Raw genomic sequence first — 17,792 nt, 5'->3', positions numbered from 1 at the left:
CTGCTGAAACCCGCCCCAAAAGCAAACGGCCCCGGATTGCTCCGGGGCCGTCGTTCCTACTGCAAGCAGGCTAAGACACCTGGCCAGCGTGCAAGGCTTAGACCTCGATCACGTCCGCCACGTCTTTGTAGTCGGCGATCTTGTCGAAGTTCAGGTACTGATAGATCTGGTCGCCGCTCTTGTTGATGACGCCCATGTCGGCCATGTATTCGTCCTTGGTCGGGATGCGGCCCAGCTTCGAGCAGATGGCGGCAAGTTCCGCCGAACCCAGGTACACGTTCGTGTTCTTGCCCAGGCGATTCGGGAAGTTGCGGGTGCTGGTCGACATGACGGTCGCGCCTTCGCGCACTTGTGCCTGGTTACCCATGCACAGCGAGCAGCCCGGCATTTCCGTGCGGGCGCCGGCGGTGCCGAAGACGCCGTAATGGCCTTCTTCGGTCAGTTGCGTGGCGTCCATCTTGGTGGGCGGGGCCACCCACAGCTTGACCGGGATGTCGCGCTTGCCTTCCAGCAGCTTGGACGCCGCGCGGAAGTGGCCGATGTTGGTCATGCAGCTGCCGATGAACACTTCGTCGATCTTGGCGCCGGCAACTTCCGACAGCGTCTTGACGTCGTCCGGGTCGTTCGGGCAGGCCACGATGGGCTCGTGCACGTCGGCCAGGTCGATTTCGATGACGGCGGCGTATTCGGCGTCGGCGTCCGGCTCCAGCAGCTTGGGGTCAGCCAGCCAGGCTTCCATGGCCTTGATGCGGCGGCCCAGCGTGCGTTCGTCTTCGTAGCCGTTGGCGATCATCCACTTCAACATCACGATGTTGCTGTTGATGTATTCAATGATCGGTTCCTTGTTCAGGAACACCGAGCAGCCGGCGGCCGAACGTTCAGCGGACGCGTCCGACAGTTCGAAAGCTTGCTCGACCTTCAGGTCCGGCAGGCCTTCGATTTCCAGGATGCGGCCCGAGAAGATGTTCTTCTTGCCTTGCTTGGCAACCGTCAGCAAACCTTGCTTGATGGCGTACAGCGGGATGGCGTTGACCAGGTCGCGCAGGGTGACGCCAGGTTGCAGCTTGCCCTTGAAGCGGACCAGCACCGATTCCGGCATGTCCAGCGGCATCACGCCGGTGGCGGCGGCAAAGGCGACCAGGCCCGAACCGGCGGGGAACGAAATGCCGATGGGGAAGCGCGTGTGCGAATCGCCGCCGGTGCCGACGGTGTCGGGCAACAGCATGCGGTTCAGCCACGAGTGGATCACGCCGTCACCCGGACGCAGCGACACGCCGCCACGGGTGCTGATGAATTCCGGCAGCGTGTGGTGCGTCTTGACGTCCACGGGCTTGGGGTAGGCGGCGGTGTGGCAGAACGACTGCATCACGAGGTCAGCCGAGAAGCCCAGGCAAGCCAGGTCTTTCAGTTCGTCGCGGGTCATCGGGCCGGTGGTGTCCTGGCTGCCGACCGAGGTCATCTTCGGTTCGCAGTAGGTGCCCGGGCGGATGCCCTTGCCGTCTGGCAGACCGCAGGCGCGGCCAACCATCTTCTGGGCCAGCGTGTAACCCTTGCCGGTGTCGACCGGGTCTTTGGGCAGGCGGAACAGCGTCGACGGGGCCAGGCCCAGTGCTTCGCGCGCCTTGCTGGTCAGGCCACGGCCGATGATCAGCGGAATGCGGCCACCGGCGCGCACTTCGTCGAACAGCACGTCGGACTTCACTTCGAATTCAGCGATGACTTCGCCGTTCTTCAGGGCCTTGCCTTCGTAGGGGCGCAGTTCAACGACGTCGCCCATTTCCATCTTGGAAACGTCGAGCTCGATCGGCAGCGCGCCGGCGTCTTCCATCGTGTTGTAGAAGATCGGGGCAATCTTGTTGCCCAGGCACACGCCACCAAAGCGCTTGTTCGGCACGAAGGGGATGTCTTCGCCCGTGAACCACAGCACCGAGTTGGTGGCCGACTTGCGCGACGAACCCGTACCGACCACGTCGCCCACGTAGGCAACCAGGTGGCCCTTTTCTTTCAGCGATTCAATGAACTTGACCGGGCCGCGCTTGCCGTCTTCTTCCGGTTCGAACGCCGCGCCGTCGCGCTTGTTCTTCAGCATCGCCAGGGCGTGCATCGGGATGTCGGGGCGGGTGGTGGCGTCGGGCGCGGGCGACAGGTCGTCGGTGTTGGTTTCGCCAGGCACCTTGAAGACGGTGATGGTCAGGCTTTCCGGCAGTTCCGGACGGCTGGTGAACCATTCGGCATCAGCCCAGCTTTGCATCACGGACTTGGCGTTGGCGTTGCCCTTGTCGGCCTTTTCCTTCACGTCATGGAAGGCGTCGAACATCAACAGGGTCTTTTTCAGCGCATCGGCGGCGATGGTGCCGATTTCCGCATCGTCCAGCAGTTCGACCAGCGGGCCAATGTTGTAGCCGCCGAGCATCGTGCCCAGCAGTTCCGTCGCCTTGGCACGGCTGATCAGCGCACAAGCTTCCTTGCCCAGCGCCACGGCGGCCAGGTAGGACGCCTTGACCTTGGCGGCATCGTCCACGCCAGCGGGCACACGGTGAGTCAACAGTTCGACCAGGTTCTGCTCTTCGCCAGCAGGCGGGTTCTTCAGCAGTTCGATCAGTTCGGCGGTTTGTTTAGCCGTCAGGGGCAGCGGGGGAATCCCCAGAGCCGCGCGTTCGGCAACGTGTTGGCGGTAGTTATCCAGCATGTGAGGCCTGCTCAAAAGTCGGGTTGGAAGAAGGGTTGTCGGGCGGAATTGTAGAGGCAACAGCAGGCGCTAGCAAATGTCTTATATCTTATATAAGACCTGAGCCGATAGCTGTTGCGTCGCGCAGACGCGGGGGTGGGGCCACGCTGGGCCCGGGCAGGTCCGGCACAGAGGCCGGCACAGACGCCGGCTAGCGCGTCGCGACGTCGTACACCACGCCCACCCGTGCAAAATTCCCGCCGTGCTGCTTGACGACGACCTCGAACGGGGCGCTCTCGCCCGGTTGCAGCTTGGGCAGGCGCAGTTCCTTGAAGGTGGCGCCGCTGAGCCTGTCCTGGGCGTCATACAGGCTGACCCAGACCCGCACGTTGTTTACTTCCGCCTGGTCTTCATTGCGCACGCGGCCCGTCACGGTGACGTACTTGTAACGGTAGCGGTAGCTGAAATTCAGCGTGCCGGTGCCGACGCCAGCCTCGGTGTTGTCCACGCTGATGTCCAGCTTGGGCCGGGGGCCGGGCAGGGCGGCGCGCTTGGCGGGTAGCCAGTCGGTCTTGACCTCGGTATAGCGTTCGTAGTTGCCGCCCACCAGCGCCACCGGCACGCGCTCTCCGGGATACAGATAGGCGGGCAGCGTCCAGTCCTGCCGTACCTTCAGCGGAGTCGAGCCATCGAACACGGTGATCTGCGCCTTGGGCGACAGGGCCACGTAGTCCGGGCTGGTGTTGACGACTTCCGCATACAGCAGCGGGCGGTCGATTTCATCGAGCAGGCGGCGTGGCGTGGACAGGGTCAGCGCGTTGTTATCGAACAGCGCAAAGCCGGGGTCCAACAGTTCTTCGGTGGTCAGGCGCAGATGGTCGATCACCCGCACATCGGCCGGACTGACCCGCACGATGCGGGAGGCGGAAGCGGCCTCATCGGGGGGCTCCGCGTTGGCGCAAGCCTGGGCGGCCGTCCCCATCATCAGCACCCATACGGCCTTGGCCGGCCAGGACAACAGCGGCAACCCGCCGCAACGATCAGCTTTCACTTTGCACCATGTAGTCGTAGGACGCGACCTTGCCGTCGGCAAGCATTTCACAGCGCACGTCGAACGCCGTCAGCGCGCCGGGCGCCAGCGGGTTGGCCGTGGCGTAGCCGTTGCCGGTGCCGATCATCGTGCCGTCTTCGCCGTAAAGCATGACGGTGATCTGCGTGCTGCCGGCCTGCGCGTCGCCCTCGTTTTTCACCAGGCCCACCAGACGGTAGGCGCCGTCGTTTTTCACCAGTTGCACCTTGCTGGGCGCCACCTTGTTGTTCTTGCCGCGCGCGGCCGATGGCGTGGCGACCTCAAGCGTGTAACGCGTGTAGGCCTTGTCTGGCACCGAGATCAGCACGGGCACGTATTCGCCTGGCTGCAACGAGCGCGCCGACGGCGAGGCCGACGCGGACGACAGCGTCAGCTCGCCCTGGTAGAAGGTCGCCGTGACGCGGGGCGGGTCGATCTTCCGGCCGGTTTCGTTGCGCATGACCATCACCAACTGCTTGCGCCCGCGCGTCTGCACTTCGCGCACGTCCGTCAGCTTGACCTTGGTGGCGTCGATGGGTGGCGTGGCGGGTTGCGCGCGGTAGGGCGCCGATGGGCGGTTTGAGGTCAGCAGCGACGCCACCAGCGGGATGGCCACCGCCGCCGCCACCACCAGCGCGATGGCCGCCAACGCGCGGGGCTTGATCGCGGCTGTGTGGGCCGGCCGCTGCATGCCCGCCAGGATTTTCTCCAGCCGCTGGGCGACATCGTCCGCCACCAGCGTCAGCGCGTGGCAGTGGTTGCAGCGATATTCGTTGGGGGCAAGCTTGGTGAATTGCGCGCTGCCGCAAGTCGAGCAGGTCAGCGTGACCGTGTTGATCGTGGTGTGGTGGGGCGTCATTCTGTGCGGGGTTGGCCGGGGCAAGGCGGACAGGGGGACAGGGCGGGAAGGATAGCGGCAGGGCATCGCTCGCGGGGTGCGGGTGCGCTTCCGGTTGTGACAATATGTGCCCGCCGTTGACGATCACGCCCCGTGGCGCAGCCCCTTTGGCCCGCGGCCCTCACCCCAAGAGACTGATTCCCGGGTGATATCATCGCCGCGACTAACCCCAGCCCCTTTGCATGAGCATTTCCCATCACTTGCTGTTCCTGGCCTGCGTGGCGCTTGCCACTTATGCCCAGACCATGACCGGCTTTGCCTTCGGACTCGTGCTCTTGGGCCTGTCCGGCGTATTCCAATTGGCTTCGGTGGCCGAAGTGGCCAATGTGGTCAGCGTGTTGTCGCTGGTGAATGCCGCCGTCACGCTGGCGCGCGTCAAGCCGCAAGTGAACTGGGCGCTGATGCGGCCCGCCATGATCGCCAGCTTCGTTGGCGTGGGCGTGGGTGTTGCCGCGTTGACCTGGATCAGCGGGTCAATGACGGTAGTGTTGCAGTTGCTGCTGGGCGTCACGATCCTGGCCTGCGCGGTGCTGCTGGTGGCGCGCGCCAAGCCGTTGGAACGCCTGTCGTCCAAAGCGTCCTTCTGGTTCTTTGGTGGCATATCCGGGGTGTTGGGCGGCTTGTTCTCAAGCGCCGGGCCGCCGATGGTGTATCACCTGTACCGCCAGCCCCTGCCCTTGGCGTCCATCCGCAACAGCCTGCTGGTGCTGTTTTCGCTGAATGCCGTGGTGCGCCTGACGCTGGTGACGGGGCAGGGCGAATTCGAGGCCTCGTCATTCTGGCTCAGCGTGTATGCCTTGCCCGTCGTGATCGCCGTGACCTGGGCGGCACGGCGCTTCAGCACGGCCGGTTCAATGAAGACCGTCAAGCGCATGGTGTTCGTGCTGTTGCTGGCGGCCGGCATGGGCCTGATCGTGCCGGCGGCGCGGATACTGGCGGCGGGCTAGCCGCCAGCGTCGTGTCGGCCAAGCGCCTGCCCTACGCGTGGCCGCCGCTGATGTAGCGTTCCAGCTCGTGGATGATGAATTTTTGCTCGCTCATGATGTCCTTGACCAAGTCGCCGATGGACAGCAGGCCGATGAGCTTTTGATTTTCGATGACAGGCAGATGGCGAAAATGCCGTTCGGTCATCATGGCCATACAGTGTTCCCGCGTGTCGGCGGGGCCCACGTAATAGACCGAGTCGGTCATGATGTCGCGCACTTTGGTGCTGCGCGATGAACGATCCTGTAGAACGACTTTGCGGGCATAGTCGCGCTCGGAGAGCATGCCCAACACCGTTTCCCCTTCCACGACCACCACGGCGCCGATGCCGCGTTCGGCCATGGTCTTGATGGCGTCGAACACCGAGGAATCCGGTGAAACCGTCACCACTGAAGGGTCTGACTTTTCCCTGAGAATCTCAGCCACTGTTTTCACGATGTGCTCCCGGATCGCTGACAAGGTTCAACCGCGAACCGCGCGTTGCGCCCTGGGATAACGGTCAGGGCGCCGCGGCGCGGTCATGCTCCATCCTAAGCCTGCCGGCCACCTTGCCGCAAGCGCGGCGCGCTTATTTGACTGGCCGGGGGCGGAAGGCGTGGCCGGCCAATTCGCGCAGGTTGCGCGCGGCGCTGCGCTCGGTGGCTGGGTTCCAGGCCAGGGAAATGCCGATCGAGGCATCGGCCGGAAAATCGGACAGTGTCTTGGTGACCACATTCGGGCTGGGATGGCGGCGGGCGCCGGCCGGAACCAAGGCGACTCCCAAGCCGCTTTCCACCAGGCTCAACAGGGTTTGCACCTGCACCGCCTCTTGCGTGATGCGAGGGGTGAAGCCGCGCAACTGGCAAGCATTGATGGCCGCCATGCGCAAGCCCGCGGCTTCGGTTGCGGTGTACATGATGAAGGCCTCGTCGGCCAGGTCAGCCAGCCGCAGGCGGCCTCGGCGCGCCAAGGCATGACCCCTGGGCACGGCCAGCACAAAGTGTTCGGTGGTCAGGGGCGAAAGCCGCACGTTCGAGCCCATGGCCACCGGCACGCGCACGATGCCGACTTCCAGTGCGTCGTCAGCCAGGTCCTGCATGATGCGGATGGACGTGGCTTCGCGCAGCACCACCGTCACACCCGGATAGCGTTGGCGGAATAACGGCAGCACGCGCGGCAGGATGGCGTGCGTGGCGGACCCCACGAAGCCCACGCGCACCGTGCCGCCTTCGCCCGCCGCGCCAGCCCGCGCAGCCAGCCGGAATTGCTCGGCATGGAACAAGGCGCGGCGCGCTTCGTCCAGCGCCGCCAGGCCGGCCTCGGTCAGTTGCACGCCTTGGCGGCCGCGCACGAACAGCGGCACGCCCACGCTCTCTTCCAGCTTGCGGATCGACACCGACAGCGGCGGCTGCGACATATGCAGCTTTTCCGCCGCGCGGTGAAAATTCAGCGTGTCGGCAAGCACGAGAAATTGCTGCAGGTGACGGAAATCCATGAGGACGGTCCAAGGCGGCGGTGGCCTTCGATGATACGTGGACGCTATCGTCGTCGTCATCCGTACAAGCCTTTCGGTATCAACGGTACCTAGGTCATGCCTTGCAGCGTGGTGCGCACCGTGTCCAGCGCGCTGGCGTTGCCTGCCAGCGCATGCGCGCCGATGCGCTCGTGCCAGAAGGATTCCGATCCCGCCGCCAGACGCCAGTCGCGCAGGCGGCGCGTGGCCAACTGCAAGTCGAATTCCGCCGTGATCCCCATGGCGCCATGCACGGCATGCGCGATGTCGGCCACCAGCGGCGCCGCCTGGCTGGCTCGCGCCTTGCCCACGGCCGCCAGCATGGATTGCGGCAGCCCGTCGCGGCCTTGGAATGCCAACTGGGCGGCCATGCGAGCCGCCCACACCTGTTCAGCCATCACGCTGATTTGCTGTTGCACGGCTTGAAAGCGGCCGATGGCGCGTCCGAACTGCGTGCGGGTGTTGGCGTGCGCAAGCGTCATGTCCAGCACCCGTTCCATCGCGCCGGCCATCAAACCGGCATAGGCCACGGCTGCCAGGGCGTCCAACGCGAGTCCGCTGCCCAGGCATCGCGCATCCGCCAGCGCCCATGACGCCTCGCCGTCCAGCGATCCATGCACGCCGTTGTGGTGGATGCAGCCCGCCGCCACGGGCAGCAGCCATGCCTGCCCGTTGATCTGCGCCAGCACGTGGGCGGCCACGCGTACCCAGGGCACGTTCATGCCCGTGATGCGTTTGCCATCAATAGTCAGGCCAAAAGGCGCGATGGCGATGGCGCCCGCCGGCCGCGCCTGCTCTGTCTGCCCCATAGCCGCCAGCCAGGCGCGCGCCAGCATCGTCTGCGCGATGGGGTAGGGGCACAGGTGGCGGCCCGCCGCCAGCGCCACGGGCAGGGCGTCGGCCAGCGTCAGCCCGGCGCCGCCTTGCGATTCCGGCACCAGCGCGTCCGCGTAGCCCGCGTCCTCGCAGGCCTGCCAGGCGGCGTCGACAGGCTGGCCTTGTTCGGCGGCGCGCACCAGCGCGGGCGTGCAGGTTTGGGCGAACAGGCGTTCGGCGGCGTCGCCAAGCAGGTTGTCCATGTGAGTCGTCCGGTTGCTTATCGAAGGCCAAGGCCGCGCGCGATGATGCCGCGCAGAATTTCGCGCGTGCCGCCGCGCAAGGAAAAGGTGGGGGCAATCTGTTCCAGGTAGGTCAGCGTGCGCAGCAGCGGCAAGGGCGGCGGCACATCAGGCTGGCGGCCCAGCGCATCGCCGATCAGCCGTGGAATCTGCTGTTCCAGTTCCGTGCCCAGGTCTTTCACCAACGCGGCCTCGGTGGCCGGGCTTTCGCCGGCCGCCAGCTTGCCCGCCACCGCCAGCGACATCGCGCGCAGCACCGCCATCTGCGACAGGATGGCGCCCAGCGTGGCGCGGTTGGAGGCGTTGTCCGACAGGCCGCGGCAATGCGTCAACCAGCATTCCAGCAGCGCAATGCTGGAATACAGGCGCTCGGGGCCGCTGCGCTCGAAAGCCAGTTCCGCGTTCACCTGCGCCCAGCCCCCGCCTTCCGCGCCGATGAGCGCGTCGGCGGGGAGTTCGACGTTGTCGAAGAACACTTCCGAAAAATGCGCGTCGCCCGTCAGGTCTTGAATGGGGCTCACGGTCACGCCGGGCAATGACAGGTCCACAATCAGCTGCGACAGGCCCTGATGCCGGTCTTCGGCGGTGCCCGACGTGCGAACCAGCGCAATCATGTAGTGCGAGCGGTGCGCGTTGGTGGTCCAGATCTTGCCACCGTTCAAGCGCCAGCCGCCGCGTCCCGTGTTGATAGGGTCCGCCCGTGTGCGGATGCCCGCCAGGTCGGAACCCGCGCCGGGTTCGCTCATGCCGATGCAGAAAAAGGCGTCGGCGCGGCAGATGCGCGGCAGGTAGAACGCCCGTTGCTCGGCCGAGCCGTATTTCAGGATCAAGGGTGCGCTTTGGCGGTCGGCGATCCAGTGCGCCGACACCGGTGCCCCCGCGCCCAAAAGCTCTTCCGACAGCACGAAGCGCGCGAAGTGGCCGCGCTCGGCGCCGCCGTATTCGCGCGGCAACGTCAGGCCGAGCCACCCGCGCGCGGCCAGCTGGCGGCTGAAGCCGGCGTCGAACCCCATCCAGGAACGCGCGCGTTCGTCCGGCTCCAGGCCGTCCAGCGTGTCCGCCAGAAACCCACGAACCTCAGCGCGCAAGGCTTCGTCGGCGCAAGGGATGGTGCTCAGTTCCAGCGTATCAATCATGGCGGTGAACCGAAAGGGTAGGCATGCCCAAGGCGGGCGTATCGAACCACTATCACTGAGCGTGCAGACAGGCGTCCAATATTATTTTCAGGGTTTTTGATACCGGCTATGTATCACCACGCCCAAAACTAATATTGGACGATGCCCAGGCGCGGGGCCTACGCTGGTGCTTTCGCCGCTGCGCGCGCAGGCGATTCATGAACTTTCATTTCAGGAGCACAACATGACGGAACTCGTGCATTTCGAGCTGGACGCCGACGGCGTGGCCACGCTGACGCTGGACGACCCGGCCACGCGCAACGCACTTACCGGTAGCGACATCGTGGACCAGATGCTGGCCGTGTTCGCGCGCATCGAACGCGACCCGGCCGTGCGCGTGCTGATCCTGACGGCGGCGGGCAAGGCGTTTTCCTCGGGCGGCAACATCAACGAGATGCAGCGGCAGATCGGCCCCGAGGTGGGCAGCGTGGAACTGCGCCAGGAATACCGGCACGGCATACAACGCCTGCCGCTGGCGCTGCATGCGCTGGAGGTGCCGACGATTGCGGCCGTGAACGGGCCGGCCATCGGCGCGGGCTGCGACCTGGCCTGCATGTGCGACGTGCGTATTGCATCGGAAGCCGCCACGTTTGCCGAAAGCTTCGTCAAGCTGGGCATCATTCCGGGGGACGGCGGCGCCTGGTTTCTGCCGCGCCTGATCGGCATGGCGCGCGCCGCCGAAATGTCATTCACCGGTGACGCCATCAGCGCGGCCACCGCGCTGGAATGGGGCCTGGTGTCGCGCGTGGTGCCAGCCGTGGAACTGTTGCCCGCGGCGCGCGCGCTGGCGGGACGCATGGCGGCCAATTCGCCCCAGGCCGTGCGCCTGACCAAGCGGCTTTTGCGTGAAAGCCAGCATGCTCGGCTGGACGCCTTGCTGGAACTGTCGGCGGCTTATCAGGCGCTGGCCCACAAGACCGACGCGCACGCCGATGCCGTCGCCCAATTCCTTGCGGCGCGGCGGCGCTAGGCCGGCAGTATGATGGAAACATCGCATGGAAAACACCACAAGGAGGAAACACCATGAATGAAGTCATCGTCGCATCGGCCGTCCGCAGCGCCATTGGCGATTTTGGCGGCGCGCTGAAAGACGTGCCGCCCTGCGACCTGGGCGCCACCGTCATCCGGGCCGCGCTGGAACGCGCCGCCGTCAAGGGCGACGAAGTTGGCCACGTTGCAGTGGGCCACGTCATCAACACCGAACCGCGCGACATGTATTTGTCGCGCGTGGCGGCCATGAATGCCGGCATCGCCAAGGAAACGCCGGCCTTCAACGTCAACCGCCTGTGCGGCTCGGGCCTGCAGGCCATTGTGTCCGCCGCGCAAACCATCATGCTGGGCGATGCCGACATCGCCATCGGCGCGGGCGCCGAAAGCATGAGCCGCGCCCCGTACATCGTGCCCTCGCAACGCTGGGGCGCCCGCATGGGTGACAGCACCATGCTGGACATGATGACCGGCGCCTTGTCCGACCCCTTTGGCCGCATGCACATGGGCGTTACCGCCGAAAACGTGGCGGCCAAGTTCGGCATCAGCCGGCAAGATCAGGACATGCTGGCCGTGGAATCGCATCGCCGCGCGGCTGCCGCCATTGACGCCGGTTATTTCCGCGACCAGATCGTGCCGGTGGTGTTGAAGACGCGCAAGGGCGAAGTCGTGTTCGACACCGACGAGCACGTGCGCCGCGACGTCTCGGCCGACACCATGGCCGCGCTCAAGCCCGTGTTCAAGAAAGAAAACGGCACCGTCACGGCGGGCAATGCGTCGGGCCTGAACGACGGCGCGGGCGCCGTGGTGCTGATGAACGCCTCGGTGGCCGCCAAGCGTGGCGTCAAGCCGCTGGCGCGCCTGGTGGCGTACGCGCATTCGGGCGTGGACCCGGACATCATGGGCATCGGCCCGGTGCCGGCCACGCAGGCCGCGCTCAAGCGCGCCGGGCTGACGGTGGACCAACTGGACGTCATCGAAGCCAACGAAGCCTTTGCCGCGCAAGCCTGCGCCGTGTCGCGCGAACTGAAGCTGGACCCGGCCAAGGTCAACCCCAACGGCAGCGGCATCGGCCTGGGCCACCCCATTGGCGCCACCGGCGCGATCATCACCGTCAAGGCCCTGCACGAGTTGCAGCGCGTGGGCGGACGCTACGCGCTGGTGACGATGTGCATCGGCGGCGGGCAGGGCATCGCGGCCATTTTCGAGCGCATTTAAGTTGCTGACTGCACGCGCCCCGCCATCACGCGGGGCGCGTGTCCATCATTCATGGCCCAGATAGTCCTGCGCCCAGGCCAGGCATTCAGCGTGCAGCAGTGCGCCCATCTTGGCGCGGCGCGGCGCATCCAGCCGGCTGCTGATGGCGCCGAAGCTGAACGCCACCCATGTCAGTTCCGACACCGGAAACGCCACTCCCACCCCCGACACGCCCGGCGTGATTGTGTCCACGATCTCTGAATACCCCGCCGTGCGCGTCTGCTTCACAGCCTTCATCAAGGCCGTGCTGGATACGCCGATCTGCGCATAGCTGGCCGCGTGCCGCGCATACAGCGACGCAATCTCTTCATCCGCCAGGCTGGCCATCAGCGCCAGGCCGCCCGCGCCCACGCCCAGCAGTCGGCGTTCGCCCTGGTCGATGGTGAATACCTTCACCGGAAACGAACCCGCCTCGCGCAGCAGGCACAGCGCGTAGTCGCCCTGGCGGATCACCAGGAACACCGTGTCGCCCGACAGCCGCGCCAGTTTCTGCGCGAAGGGGCGCAGCGCGTCCAGCAGCGGCGTGCGGCGCAGCGCGGCAAAGCCCAATTGCATGGAATCCACACCCAGGCGGTAGTGCCGCGTGCGGCCATCGCGCTCGGCGAACTGCTCTTCCAGCAGGCAGCTCAACAGGCGATGGGCAGTCGAGCGTTCCAGCCCGGTAGCCGCCATGACGCCTTGCAGGTCAATGCCGTCTTCCTGGTGTTGCGCCAGCACGCGCAGCAACCCCAAGGCCCGACGCATGCTTTGAGTCCCGCCGGTGGCCGTTGTCTTGTTCATATTGTGGGAAAAGTTGATTGAATATTTTGTATTCTAGGATTCAAGGTGCGTTAATTCAATCAAATCAATGCAGCGCAAGCGCTGCGATCCCACCGACCCGGGCCACGCGAGCCCGGGCTTCGCAAGAGACGAGGAGACTATGGAATACGCCACCCTGGCCGTCGAGCACCACGACTCGGTCTGCCGCATCAGCCTGGCGCGCGAATCCGCGCGCAACGCCCAAAGCCAGCAGATGCTGGACGAACTGGACGACGCCTTGACCCGCGCAGAGCAAGACGACGCCGTCCGGGTGGTGGTGCTGGCCGGGCGCGGCGCGCATTTCTCGGCGGGTCACGACTTGAAAGAAGCGCAGGCCAAGCGCGCGGACTTCACCGTGGAAGAACGCTGGGAATATGAATCGCGCCGCTATTACGGCTACTGCCTGCGCATCTGGGACTTTCCCAAGCCCACGGTGGTTCAGGTGCAGGGCGCCTGCGTGGCCGGCGGCTTCATGATCGCCAATATGTGCGACCTGGTCGTGTGCGCCGACACCGCGTACTTCTCCGACCCGGTCGGCCACACACTGGCGGCCGCCGCCACCGAAGTGCTGATCCACCCCTGGGTGATGGGCCTGCGCAAAGCCAAGGAAATGCTCTACACCGGCGAAAAGGTCGACGCACAGGAAGCGCTGCGCATCGGCATGGTGAACCGCGTCGTGCCCGAGGCAGAGCTCGACGACGCCACCCTGGCTTTGGCGCGGCGCATTGCGCAGGCGCCGCCGTTCGGGCTGCGGCTGATCAAGCGGTCGCTGAACCGCACCGCCGATGCGCAAGGCTTTCGCACCGCGCTGTCGGCCCACTTCGACACGCATCAACTGTCGCACCTGAGCGAAGAATTCCAGGCGGTGCGCGAGCGCGGGCTGGCGCAAGCGATTCAGCGCAACAAGAAGGGCGAAACGGCATGAGGCCCGCGCTGGATTGCCTGCTGGATCCGCATTCCATCGCGATGATCGGCGCCAGCGCCAACGGGGGCCGCATCGGCGGCATGCCCTTGGAATTACTGACGCGCTTTGGCTACGCGGGCGGTATCTATCCGGTCAACCCGAAGTACCAGGAAGTGTTCGGCAAGCGCTGCTGGCCCGACATCGAATCCGTGCCCGAACCCGTGGACCTGGCGGTGCTGGCGATTGCCGCGGCGGACGTCACGCCCATGCTGCGCCGCTGCCACGCCAAGGGCGTGCGCGCGGCCATCGTCTATGCGGCGGGTTTTGCGGAAGCGGGTGGCGAAGGCGTGCGCCTGCAAGACGAGCTGGAAGCCTTCGTGGCGCAAAGCGGCATGGCCGTGGCCGGGCCCAACTGCATGGGTTTCGCCAACTTGAACACGCAGGCGCACACTGCGTTTGCGTCGGTGTTCAAGACCGCGCCGGCGCAGTCCGGGCCGGGCGTGGTCAGCCTGCTGACGCAAAGCGGCAATGTGTGCGCGGCGGTGTACGCCATTGCGCGCCGGCTTGACCTGCCGTTCTCGCATTTCATCAATACCGGCAATGAGGCCTGCCTGGATTTCTCGCAGTACCTGGAATATCTGGCGGGGGACTCGCGCACCGACATCGTGCTGGGCTATATCGAACAACTGCGCGACGGTGAACGCTTCGTACGTGCCTGCCGCGAACTGGAACGCCAGGGCAAGCTGCTGATTGCCCTGAAGGCCGGCAACACCGACAAGGGTGCGCAGGCCGTGCGTTCGCACACGTCGGCGCTGGCGGGCGACCGACGCGTGTACGCAGCGGCGTTTCGCCAACTGAACGTGATCGAAGCCACCGACTTTGCGCAGATGGCGCACCTGGCCAGCCTGGCCACGCTGCGCCATCGCAGCGCCGGCAAGCGCGTGGCGGTGTTGACGATGTCCGGGGCGCTGGGCGCGATTCTGGCCGACAAGTTCATCGGCGCGGGGCTCGACCTGCCCGATCTGCCCGACGATTTGCAAGCCGTTTTGCGCGGCGGCATTCCCGACTACGGCATGGTCGGCAACCCGGTGGACGTGACCGGCAACGTGGTCAACGACCCCGACTTCGTGCGTACCGTGCTGCAAGCCCTGGCCACCACCGACGCCATTGACGCGGTGGTTGTGTACGCGCCCGGCTACATGCTGGACCGCATGGCCGATGCCTTGGCCGAGGCGTCGCGTCAGCATGCGCGCCTGTTCATCGCCATCGATACCGGCCTGGCGCAAAGCCGCGCCACCTTGCGCGAGGCCGAAGTGGCCGTGTTTGAAGACCTGGGGCAGGCGGTGTCCGCGCTGGCGCCTTACCTGCTGTGGTGCGAGGCGCGCGGCAGTCATCGCATTGCGCCCGTGCCGCGCCTGGATGCGGCGGCGGTGCCGGCGCTGCCCTGCAACGAAGCCGATGCGCGCGCCTACCTGGCCGCCTTCGGTCTGCCGCAGGCCACGGTCCATGCCGCGCGCAACGCCGACGAAGCCGTGGCCGATGCACGCGCGGCGGGCTATCCCGTGGCCTTGAAGATTCTTAGCGCCGACATCGCGCACAAGACGGAAGTGGGCGGCGTGGCGCTGGGGCTGGCGGATGACGACGCCGTCATAGCGGCCCGCGAACAGATTCTGCATTCGGCGGCCGCCGCGCAACCCGATGCGCGTATCGACGGCGTGATGGTGCAGAAGATGGAACGCGGCGTGGCTGAACTGATTGTGGGCGCCACGCGCGACCCGGTCTTTGGTCCCGTGCTGACAGTGGGCCTGGGCGGCGTGCTGACGGAAATCTATCAAGACACCAGCCACCGGCTGCTGCCCGTGGACGAAGACATGGCTATGCAGATGCTGCGCGAGCTGAAGGCCTTTGCGCTGCTGGACGGCTATCGCGGCAAGCCGCGCGCCGATCTGGCGGCGGCCTGCCGAAGCATCGTCGCCGTGGGCAACGCCATGCTTGCCGCGCCGGCGACTGTGGCGGAAATTGAAGTCAATCCCTTGCTGATCAAAGAGGCGGGACAAGGCGTTGCGGTACTGGACGCGCTGATCCTGCCCGCAACCCCGTAGTGCAACCGCGCAAACCGCGCAAGCGCATCCCCCAGGAGGAGACAAGCATGATGAAAAGACTATTGGCCGGCGTGGCGCTGGCCTGCATCGGCGTGACAGGCCCATCGCACGCCCAGGACCCGTATCCCAACCGCCCCGTGCGTATCGTGGTGCCGTTTTCGCCTGGTGGCGCGACGGACATCATGAGCCGCCTGCTGGCTGAACAGTTGACGGCCAAGCTGGGCCAGACCGTCATCGTGGAAAACAAGCCGGGCGGGGGCACGATGATTGCGTCCGACTACGTGTCGCGCGCCGCGCCCGATGGCTACACGCTGCTGATGGCGGCGTCGTCGCTGGGCATCGCGCCCAGCATCTACGCCAAGGTCAACTACGACCCCATCAAGGACTTCGCGCCGGTCAGCCAGGTGGCCTCGGTGGTGCATGTGCTGGAGGTGCATCCGTCGGTTCCGGCCAAGAACGTGGGCGAACTCATCGCCTATCTGAAAGCCAACCCGGGCAAGGTCAGCTATGGCTCGGTGGGCGCCGGCAGCTCCACGCATCTTGAGGCCGAACTTTTCAACAGCATGGCCGGCGTGCAGATGGCGCATATCCCGTACAAGGGCAGCGTGCCCGCGCTGAACGATCTGGTGGCCGGGCGCATCCAGGTGATGTTCGACGCCTGGGCCTCGTCCGGCCCCTTCGTGAAGGACGGCAAGCTGCGCGCGCTGGCGGTGACGACCACGAAGCCATCGGCGTCAGTGCCGGACCTGCCGACGGTGGCGGCGTCCGGGCTGCCCGGCTATTCGGCCATGCCGTGGCTGGGTCTGGTGGCGCCGGCGGGTACGCCGCAAGCCGCGATCGACAAGCTCTACCAGAGCCTGGCGCAGATTCTGGCGCAGCCCGAGGTGAAGGCGAAGTTCACGGGCCTGGGGCTGGACATCATCGGCAGCGACCCCAAGGCCTTCTCCGCCTTCATCCGGCAAGACGTAAGCACCTGGGCCAAGGTGGCGCGCGAATCCAACATTCGACTGGAGTAGCAGGAATGGCTCGACAGGAACACGCCACGCACGATGGCGCGGGGCGGGGCGCATGGCAGGAAGGCGCGGTGCGGGAAGTCGCACAGCCGGCGCTCGCGTGGCAGGAAAGCGCCGCGCGGGCCATCGCGGCCACTGACGACACCGCCTTTCGCCAGCAACTGCGCGCGTGGCTGAACGACGCCTACGCCGGCTTCGTGCGTGGCTGGCCTGGCGGCGCGGCCCCGCGCAACCTGGACTTCAGGCGGGCCTGGGAAGATGCGCTGTGCGCCGCCGGCTGGTCGGGCCTGGGTTGGCCACCAGACTATGGCGGGCAGGATTTACCGCTGTCGCGCCAGGCCGTGTTCCATGAAGAACATGCGCGTTGCGGCGCGCCGTTGGGCGTGAACCTGATCGGCCACGGCATTCTGGCGCCCACGCTGCTGCACTTTGGCAGCGAGGCGCAGAAGCGCCGCTTCCTGCCCGGCATTCTGTCCAACCGCGAGGTCTGGTGCCAGGGCTATTCGGAACCCGGCGCTGGCTCCGACCTGGCCTCGGTGCGCACGCGCGCCGAAGCCGTGGCGGGCGGCTACCGCGTGAACGGCCACAAGATATGGACGTCGTTTGCCGACCGCGCGCAGTGGTGCTTCGTGCTGGCGCGCACGGACGCTGGCGCGCCCAAACACAAGGGCTTGAGTTTCCTGTTGGTGGACATGCGCAGCCCCGGTGTGCGCGTGGAACCCATTCGCCAGATGACGGGCGAGGCCGAATTCTGCGAAGTGTTCTTCGAAGATGTCTTCGTGCCGCAAGACCTGCTGCTGGGGCAGGAGAACCAGGGCTGGAAGGTGGCGATGGCCGCCGCCAGCTTTGAACGCGGCACCTATTTCATTCCGCGCCTGGTGCGCTTTGGGCAAGAGCTGGACGCGGTGCGGCGGCTGGCGTTGCGCCCCGATGCCTATGGGCATGTGCCGGCCTCGTCGGCGGCGGTGCGCCACAAGTGGGCGCGGCTGGCGGCCGACAGTCATGTGCTGGCACTGAAGTCGCAACGCGCGCTGGAAGGCGCCATGCGCGGTGACCCGCCCGGCCCGGAAGGCTCGTCCACCAAAATCCACTGGAGCGAGGCGCATCAGCGGCTGCTGGAACTGTCCATGCAGATGCTGGGCGACGCGGCGTGCTTGGCGGACAGTACCGACTCGCAAGCGGCGGAGCTGACCCACGCCTACCTGTGGTCGCGCGCCGAAACCATCCTGGCGGGCACGTCCGAGATCCAGCGCAACATTATCGCCGAGCAGATGCTGGGCCTGCCGAAAGCTTGAATGCCACGAGCCTGAACTTTGCCACGACGAGC

The 17,792-nt window shown here is 66.1% G+C and carries 15 protein-coding genes; 7 read left to right on the top strand and 8 right to left on the bottom strand.

What is annotated here, in order from left to right:
* Positions 1-97: 97 nt before the first annotated feature.
* From acnB to WBR68_RS18290, 3 genes are all read right to left on the bottom strand, one after another.
* Positions 98-2,689, bottom strand: coding sequence for a bifunctional aconitate hydratase 2/2-methylisocitrate dehydratase (acnB, locus tag WBR68_RS18300; RefSeq protein WP_230694923.1), 2,592 nt, complete (start codon positions 2,687-2,689; stop codon positions 98-100).
* Positions 2,690-2,879: 190 nt separating this feature from the next.
* The gene (locus WBR68_RS18295; RefSeq protein ID WP_230694922.1) at positions 2,880-3,719 is read right to left on the bottom strand and encodes an FxLYD domain-containing protein; all 840 of its coding nucleotides are present in this window, start codon (positions 3,717-3,719) and stop codon (positions 2,880-2,882) included.
* Positions 3,709-4,596, bottom strand: coding sequence for an FxLYD domain-containing protein (locus WBR68_RS18290; protein ID WP_230694921.1), 888 nt, complete (start codon positions 4,594-4,596; stop codon positions 3,709-3,711). The genes WBR68_RS18295 and WBR68_RS18290 overlap by 11 nt, the downstream gene beginning before the upstream one ends.
* Before the next feature lie 221 nt (positions 4,597-4,817).
* Here WBR68_RS18290 and WBR68_RS18285 point away from each other — a divergent pair, with 221 nt between their 5' ends.
* Positions 4,818-5,582 carry a sulfite exporter TauE/SafE family protein gene (locus tag WBR68_RS18285; protein ID WP_050448485.1) on the top strand — a complete coding sequence of 255 codons (765 nt, stop codon included), beginning with the start codon at positions 4,818-4,820 and terminating at the stop codon, positions 5,580-5,582.
* A gap of 31 nt (positions 5,583-5,613) precedes the next feature.
* On the opposite strand, the gene WBR68_RS18280 is transcribed toward WBR68_RS18285, so the two are convergent.
* The 4 genes from WBR68_RS18280 to WBR68_RS18265 form a co-directional block, all read right to left on the bottom strand.
* Positions 5,614-6,054 (bottom strand): CBS domain-containing protein, encoded by a 441-nt coding sequence (locus WBR68_RS18280; RefSeq protein ID WP_050448484.1) that lies wholly within the window; start codon positions 6,052-6,054, stop codon positions 5,614-5,616.
* Positions 6,055-6,187: 133 nt separating this feature from the next.
* Positions 6,188-7,093, bottom strand: coding sequence for a LysR family transcriptional regulator (locus WBR68_RS18275; protein WP_050448483.1), 906 nt, complete (start codon positions 7,091-7,093; stop codon positions 6,188-6,190).
* An 89-nt stretch (positions 7,094-7,182) separates the two neighbouring features.
* On the bottom strand, positions 7,183-8,190 hold the full coding sequence (locus WBR68_RS18270; protein WP_230694920.1) for an acyl-CoA dehydrogenase family protein: 1,008 nt from the start codon (positions 8,188-8,190) through the stop codon (positions 7,183-7,185).
* Between the two features lie 17 nt (positions 8,191-8,207).
* The gene (locus tag WBR68_RS18265) at positions 8,208-9,365 is read right to left on the bottom strand and encodes an acyl-CoA dehydrogenase family protein (RefSeq protein ID WP_230694919.1); all 1,158 of its coding nucleotides are present in this window, start codon (positions 9,363-9,365) and stop codon (positions 8,208-8,210) included.
* 223 nt (positions 9,366-9,588) lie between these two features.
* On the opposite strand from WBR68_RS18265, the gene WBR68_RS18260 reads away from it, so the two are divergent.
* Together WBR68_RS18260 and bktB are read left to right on the top strand one after the other, a co-directional pair.
* The gene (locus WBR68_RS18260; protein ID WP_050448506.1) at positions 9,589-10,374 is read left to right on the top strand and encodes a crotonase/enoyl-CoA hydratase family protein; all 786 of its coding nucleotides are present in this window, start codon (positions 9,589-9,591) and stop codon (positions 10,372-10,374) included.
* 53 nt (positions 10,375-10,427) lie between these two features.
* Complete coding sequence (bktB, locus tag WBR68_RS18255; RefSeq protein ID WP_050448480.1) at positions 10,428-11,609, top strand: beta-ketothiolase BktB; 1,182 nt, start codon at positions 10,428-10,430, stop codon at positions 11,607-11,609.
* Positions 11,610-11,654: 45 nt separating this feature from the next.
* Here bktB and WBR68_RS18250 read toward each other — a convergent pair whose 3' ends face one another.
* Positions 11,655-12,428, bottom strand: a complete 774-nt coding sequence (locus tag WBR68_RS18250; protein ID WP_370641246.1) for an IclR family transcriptional regulator — start codon at positions 12,426-12,428, stop codon at positions 11,655-11,657.
* Positions 12,429-12,567: 139 nt separating this feature from the next.
* On the opposite strand from WBR68_RS18250, the gene WBR68_RS18245 reads away from it, so the two are divergent.
* The 4 genes from WBR68_RS18245 to WBR68_RS18230 are packed head-to-tail and all read left to right on the top strand — an operon-like array spanning position 12,568 to position 17,760.
* The gene (locus WBR68_RS18245) at positions 12,568-13,371 is read left to right on the top strand and encodes an enoyl-CoA hydratase (RefSeq protein WP_230694917.1); all 804 of its coding nucleotides are present in this window, start codon (positions 12,568-12,570) and stop codon (positions 13,369-13,371) included.
* Positions 13,368-15,452, top strand: coding sequence for an acetate--CoA ligase family protein (locus WBR68_RS18240; protein WP_230694916.1), 2,085 nt, complete (start codon positions 13,368-13,370; stop codon positions 15,450-15,452). The genes WBR68_RS18245 and WBR68_RS18240 overlap by 4 nt, the downstream gene beginning before the upstream one ends.
* Positions 15,453-15,499: 47 nt before the next feature.
* Positions 15,500-16,468: a Bug family tripartite tricarboxylate transporter substrate binding protein gene (locus WBR68_RS18235; RefSeq protein WP_230694915.1), complete on the top strand. Its 969-nt coding sequence runs from the start codon at positions 15,500-15,502 to the stop codon at positions 16,466-16,468.
* Between the two features lie 5 nt (positions 16,469-16,473).
* Positions 16,474-17,760, top strand: a complete 1,287-nt coding sequence (locus WBR68_RS18230) for an acyl-CoA dehydrogenase family protein (RefSeq protein ID WP_230694914.1) — start codon at positions 16,474-16,476, stop codon at positions 17,758-17,760.
* Positions 17,761-17,792: the final 32 nt, after the last annotated feature.

This window comes from Achromobacter sp. JD-1, assembly GCF_038594925.1.
Taxonomy (GTDB): Bacteria; Pseudomonadota; Gammaproteobacteria; order Burkholderiales; family Burkholderiaceae_B; genus Achromobacter; species Achromobacter spanius_C.
The sequence above is the reverse complement of the archived record's forward strand: the minus strand, read 5'-3'. Positions and strand labels throughout refer to the sequence as shown.

Coding starts and splice junctions, on each gene's coding strand:
- acnB (WP_230694923.1), bottom strand. CDS start 2,689: ATGCTGGATAACTACCGCCAACACGTTGCCGAACGCGCGGCTCTGGGG.
- WBR68_RS18290 (WP_230694921.1), bottom strand. CDS start 4,596: ATGACGCCCCACCACACCACGATCAACACGGTCACGCTGACCTGCTCG.
- WBR68_RS18285 (WP_050448485.1), top strand. CDS start 4,818: ATGAGCATTTCCCATCACTTGCTGTTCCTGGCCTGCGTGGCGCTTGCC.
- WBR68_RS18275 (WP_050448483.1), bottom strand. CDS start 7,093: ATGGATTTCCGTCACCTGCAGCAATTTCTCGTGCTTGCCGACACGCTG.
- WBR68_RS18270 (WP_230694920.1), bottom strand. CDS start 8,190: ATGGACAACCTGCTTGGCGACGCCGCCGAACGCCTGTTCGCCCAAACC.
- WBR68_RS18265 (WP_230694919.1), bottom strand. CDS start 9,365: ATGATTGATACGCTGGAACTGAGCACCATCCCTTGCGCCGACGAAGCC.
- WBR68_RS18260 (WP_050448506.1), top strand. CDS start 9,589: ATGACGGAACTCGTGCATTTCGAGCTGGACGCCGACGGCGTGGCCACG.
- bktB (WP_050448480.1), top strand. CDS start 10,428: ATGAATGAAGTCATCGTCGCATCGGCCGTCCGCAGCGCCATTGGCGAT.
- WBR68_RS18250 (WP_370641246.1), bottom strand. CDS start 12,428: ATGAACAAGACAACGGCCACCGGCGGGACTCAAAGCATGCGTCGGGCC.
- WBR68_RS18245 (WP_230694917.1), top strand. CDS start 12,568: ATGGAATACGCCACCCTGGCCGTCGAGCACCACGACTCGGTCTGCCGC.
- WBR68_RS18240 (WP_230694916.1), top strand. CDS start 13,368: ATGAGGCCCGCGCTGGATTGCCTGCTGGATCCGCATTCCATCGCGATG.
- WBR68_RS18235 (WP_230694915.1), top strand. CDS start 15,500: ATGATGAAAAGACTATTGGCCGGCGTGGCGCTGGCCTGCATCGGCGTG.
- WBR68_RS18230 (WP_230694914.1), top strand. CDS start 16,474: ATGGCTCGACAGGAACACGCCACGCACGATGGCGCGGGGCGGGGCGCA.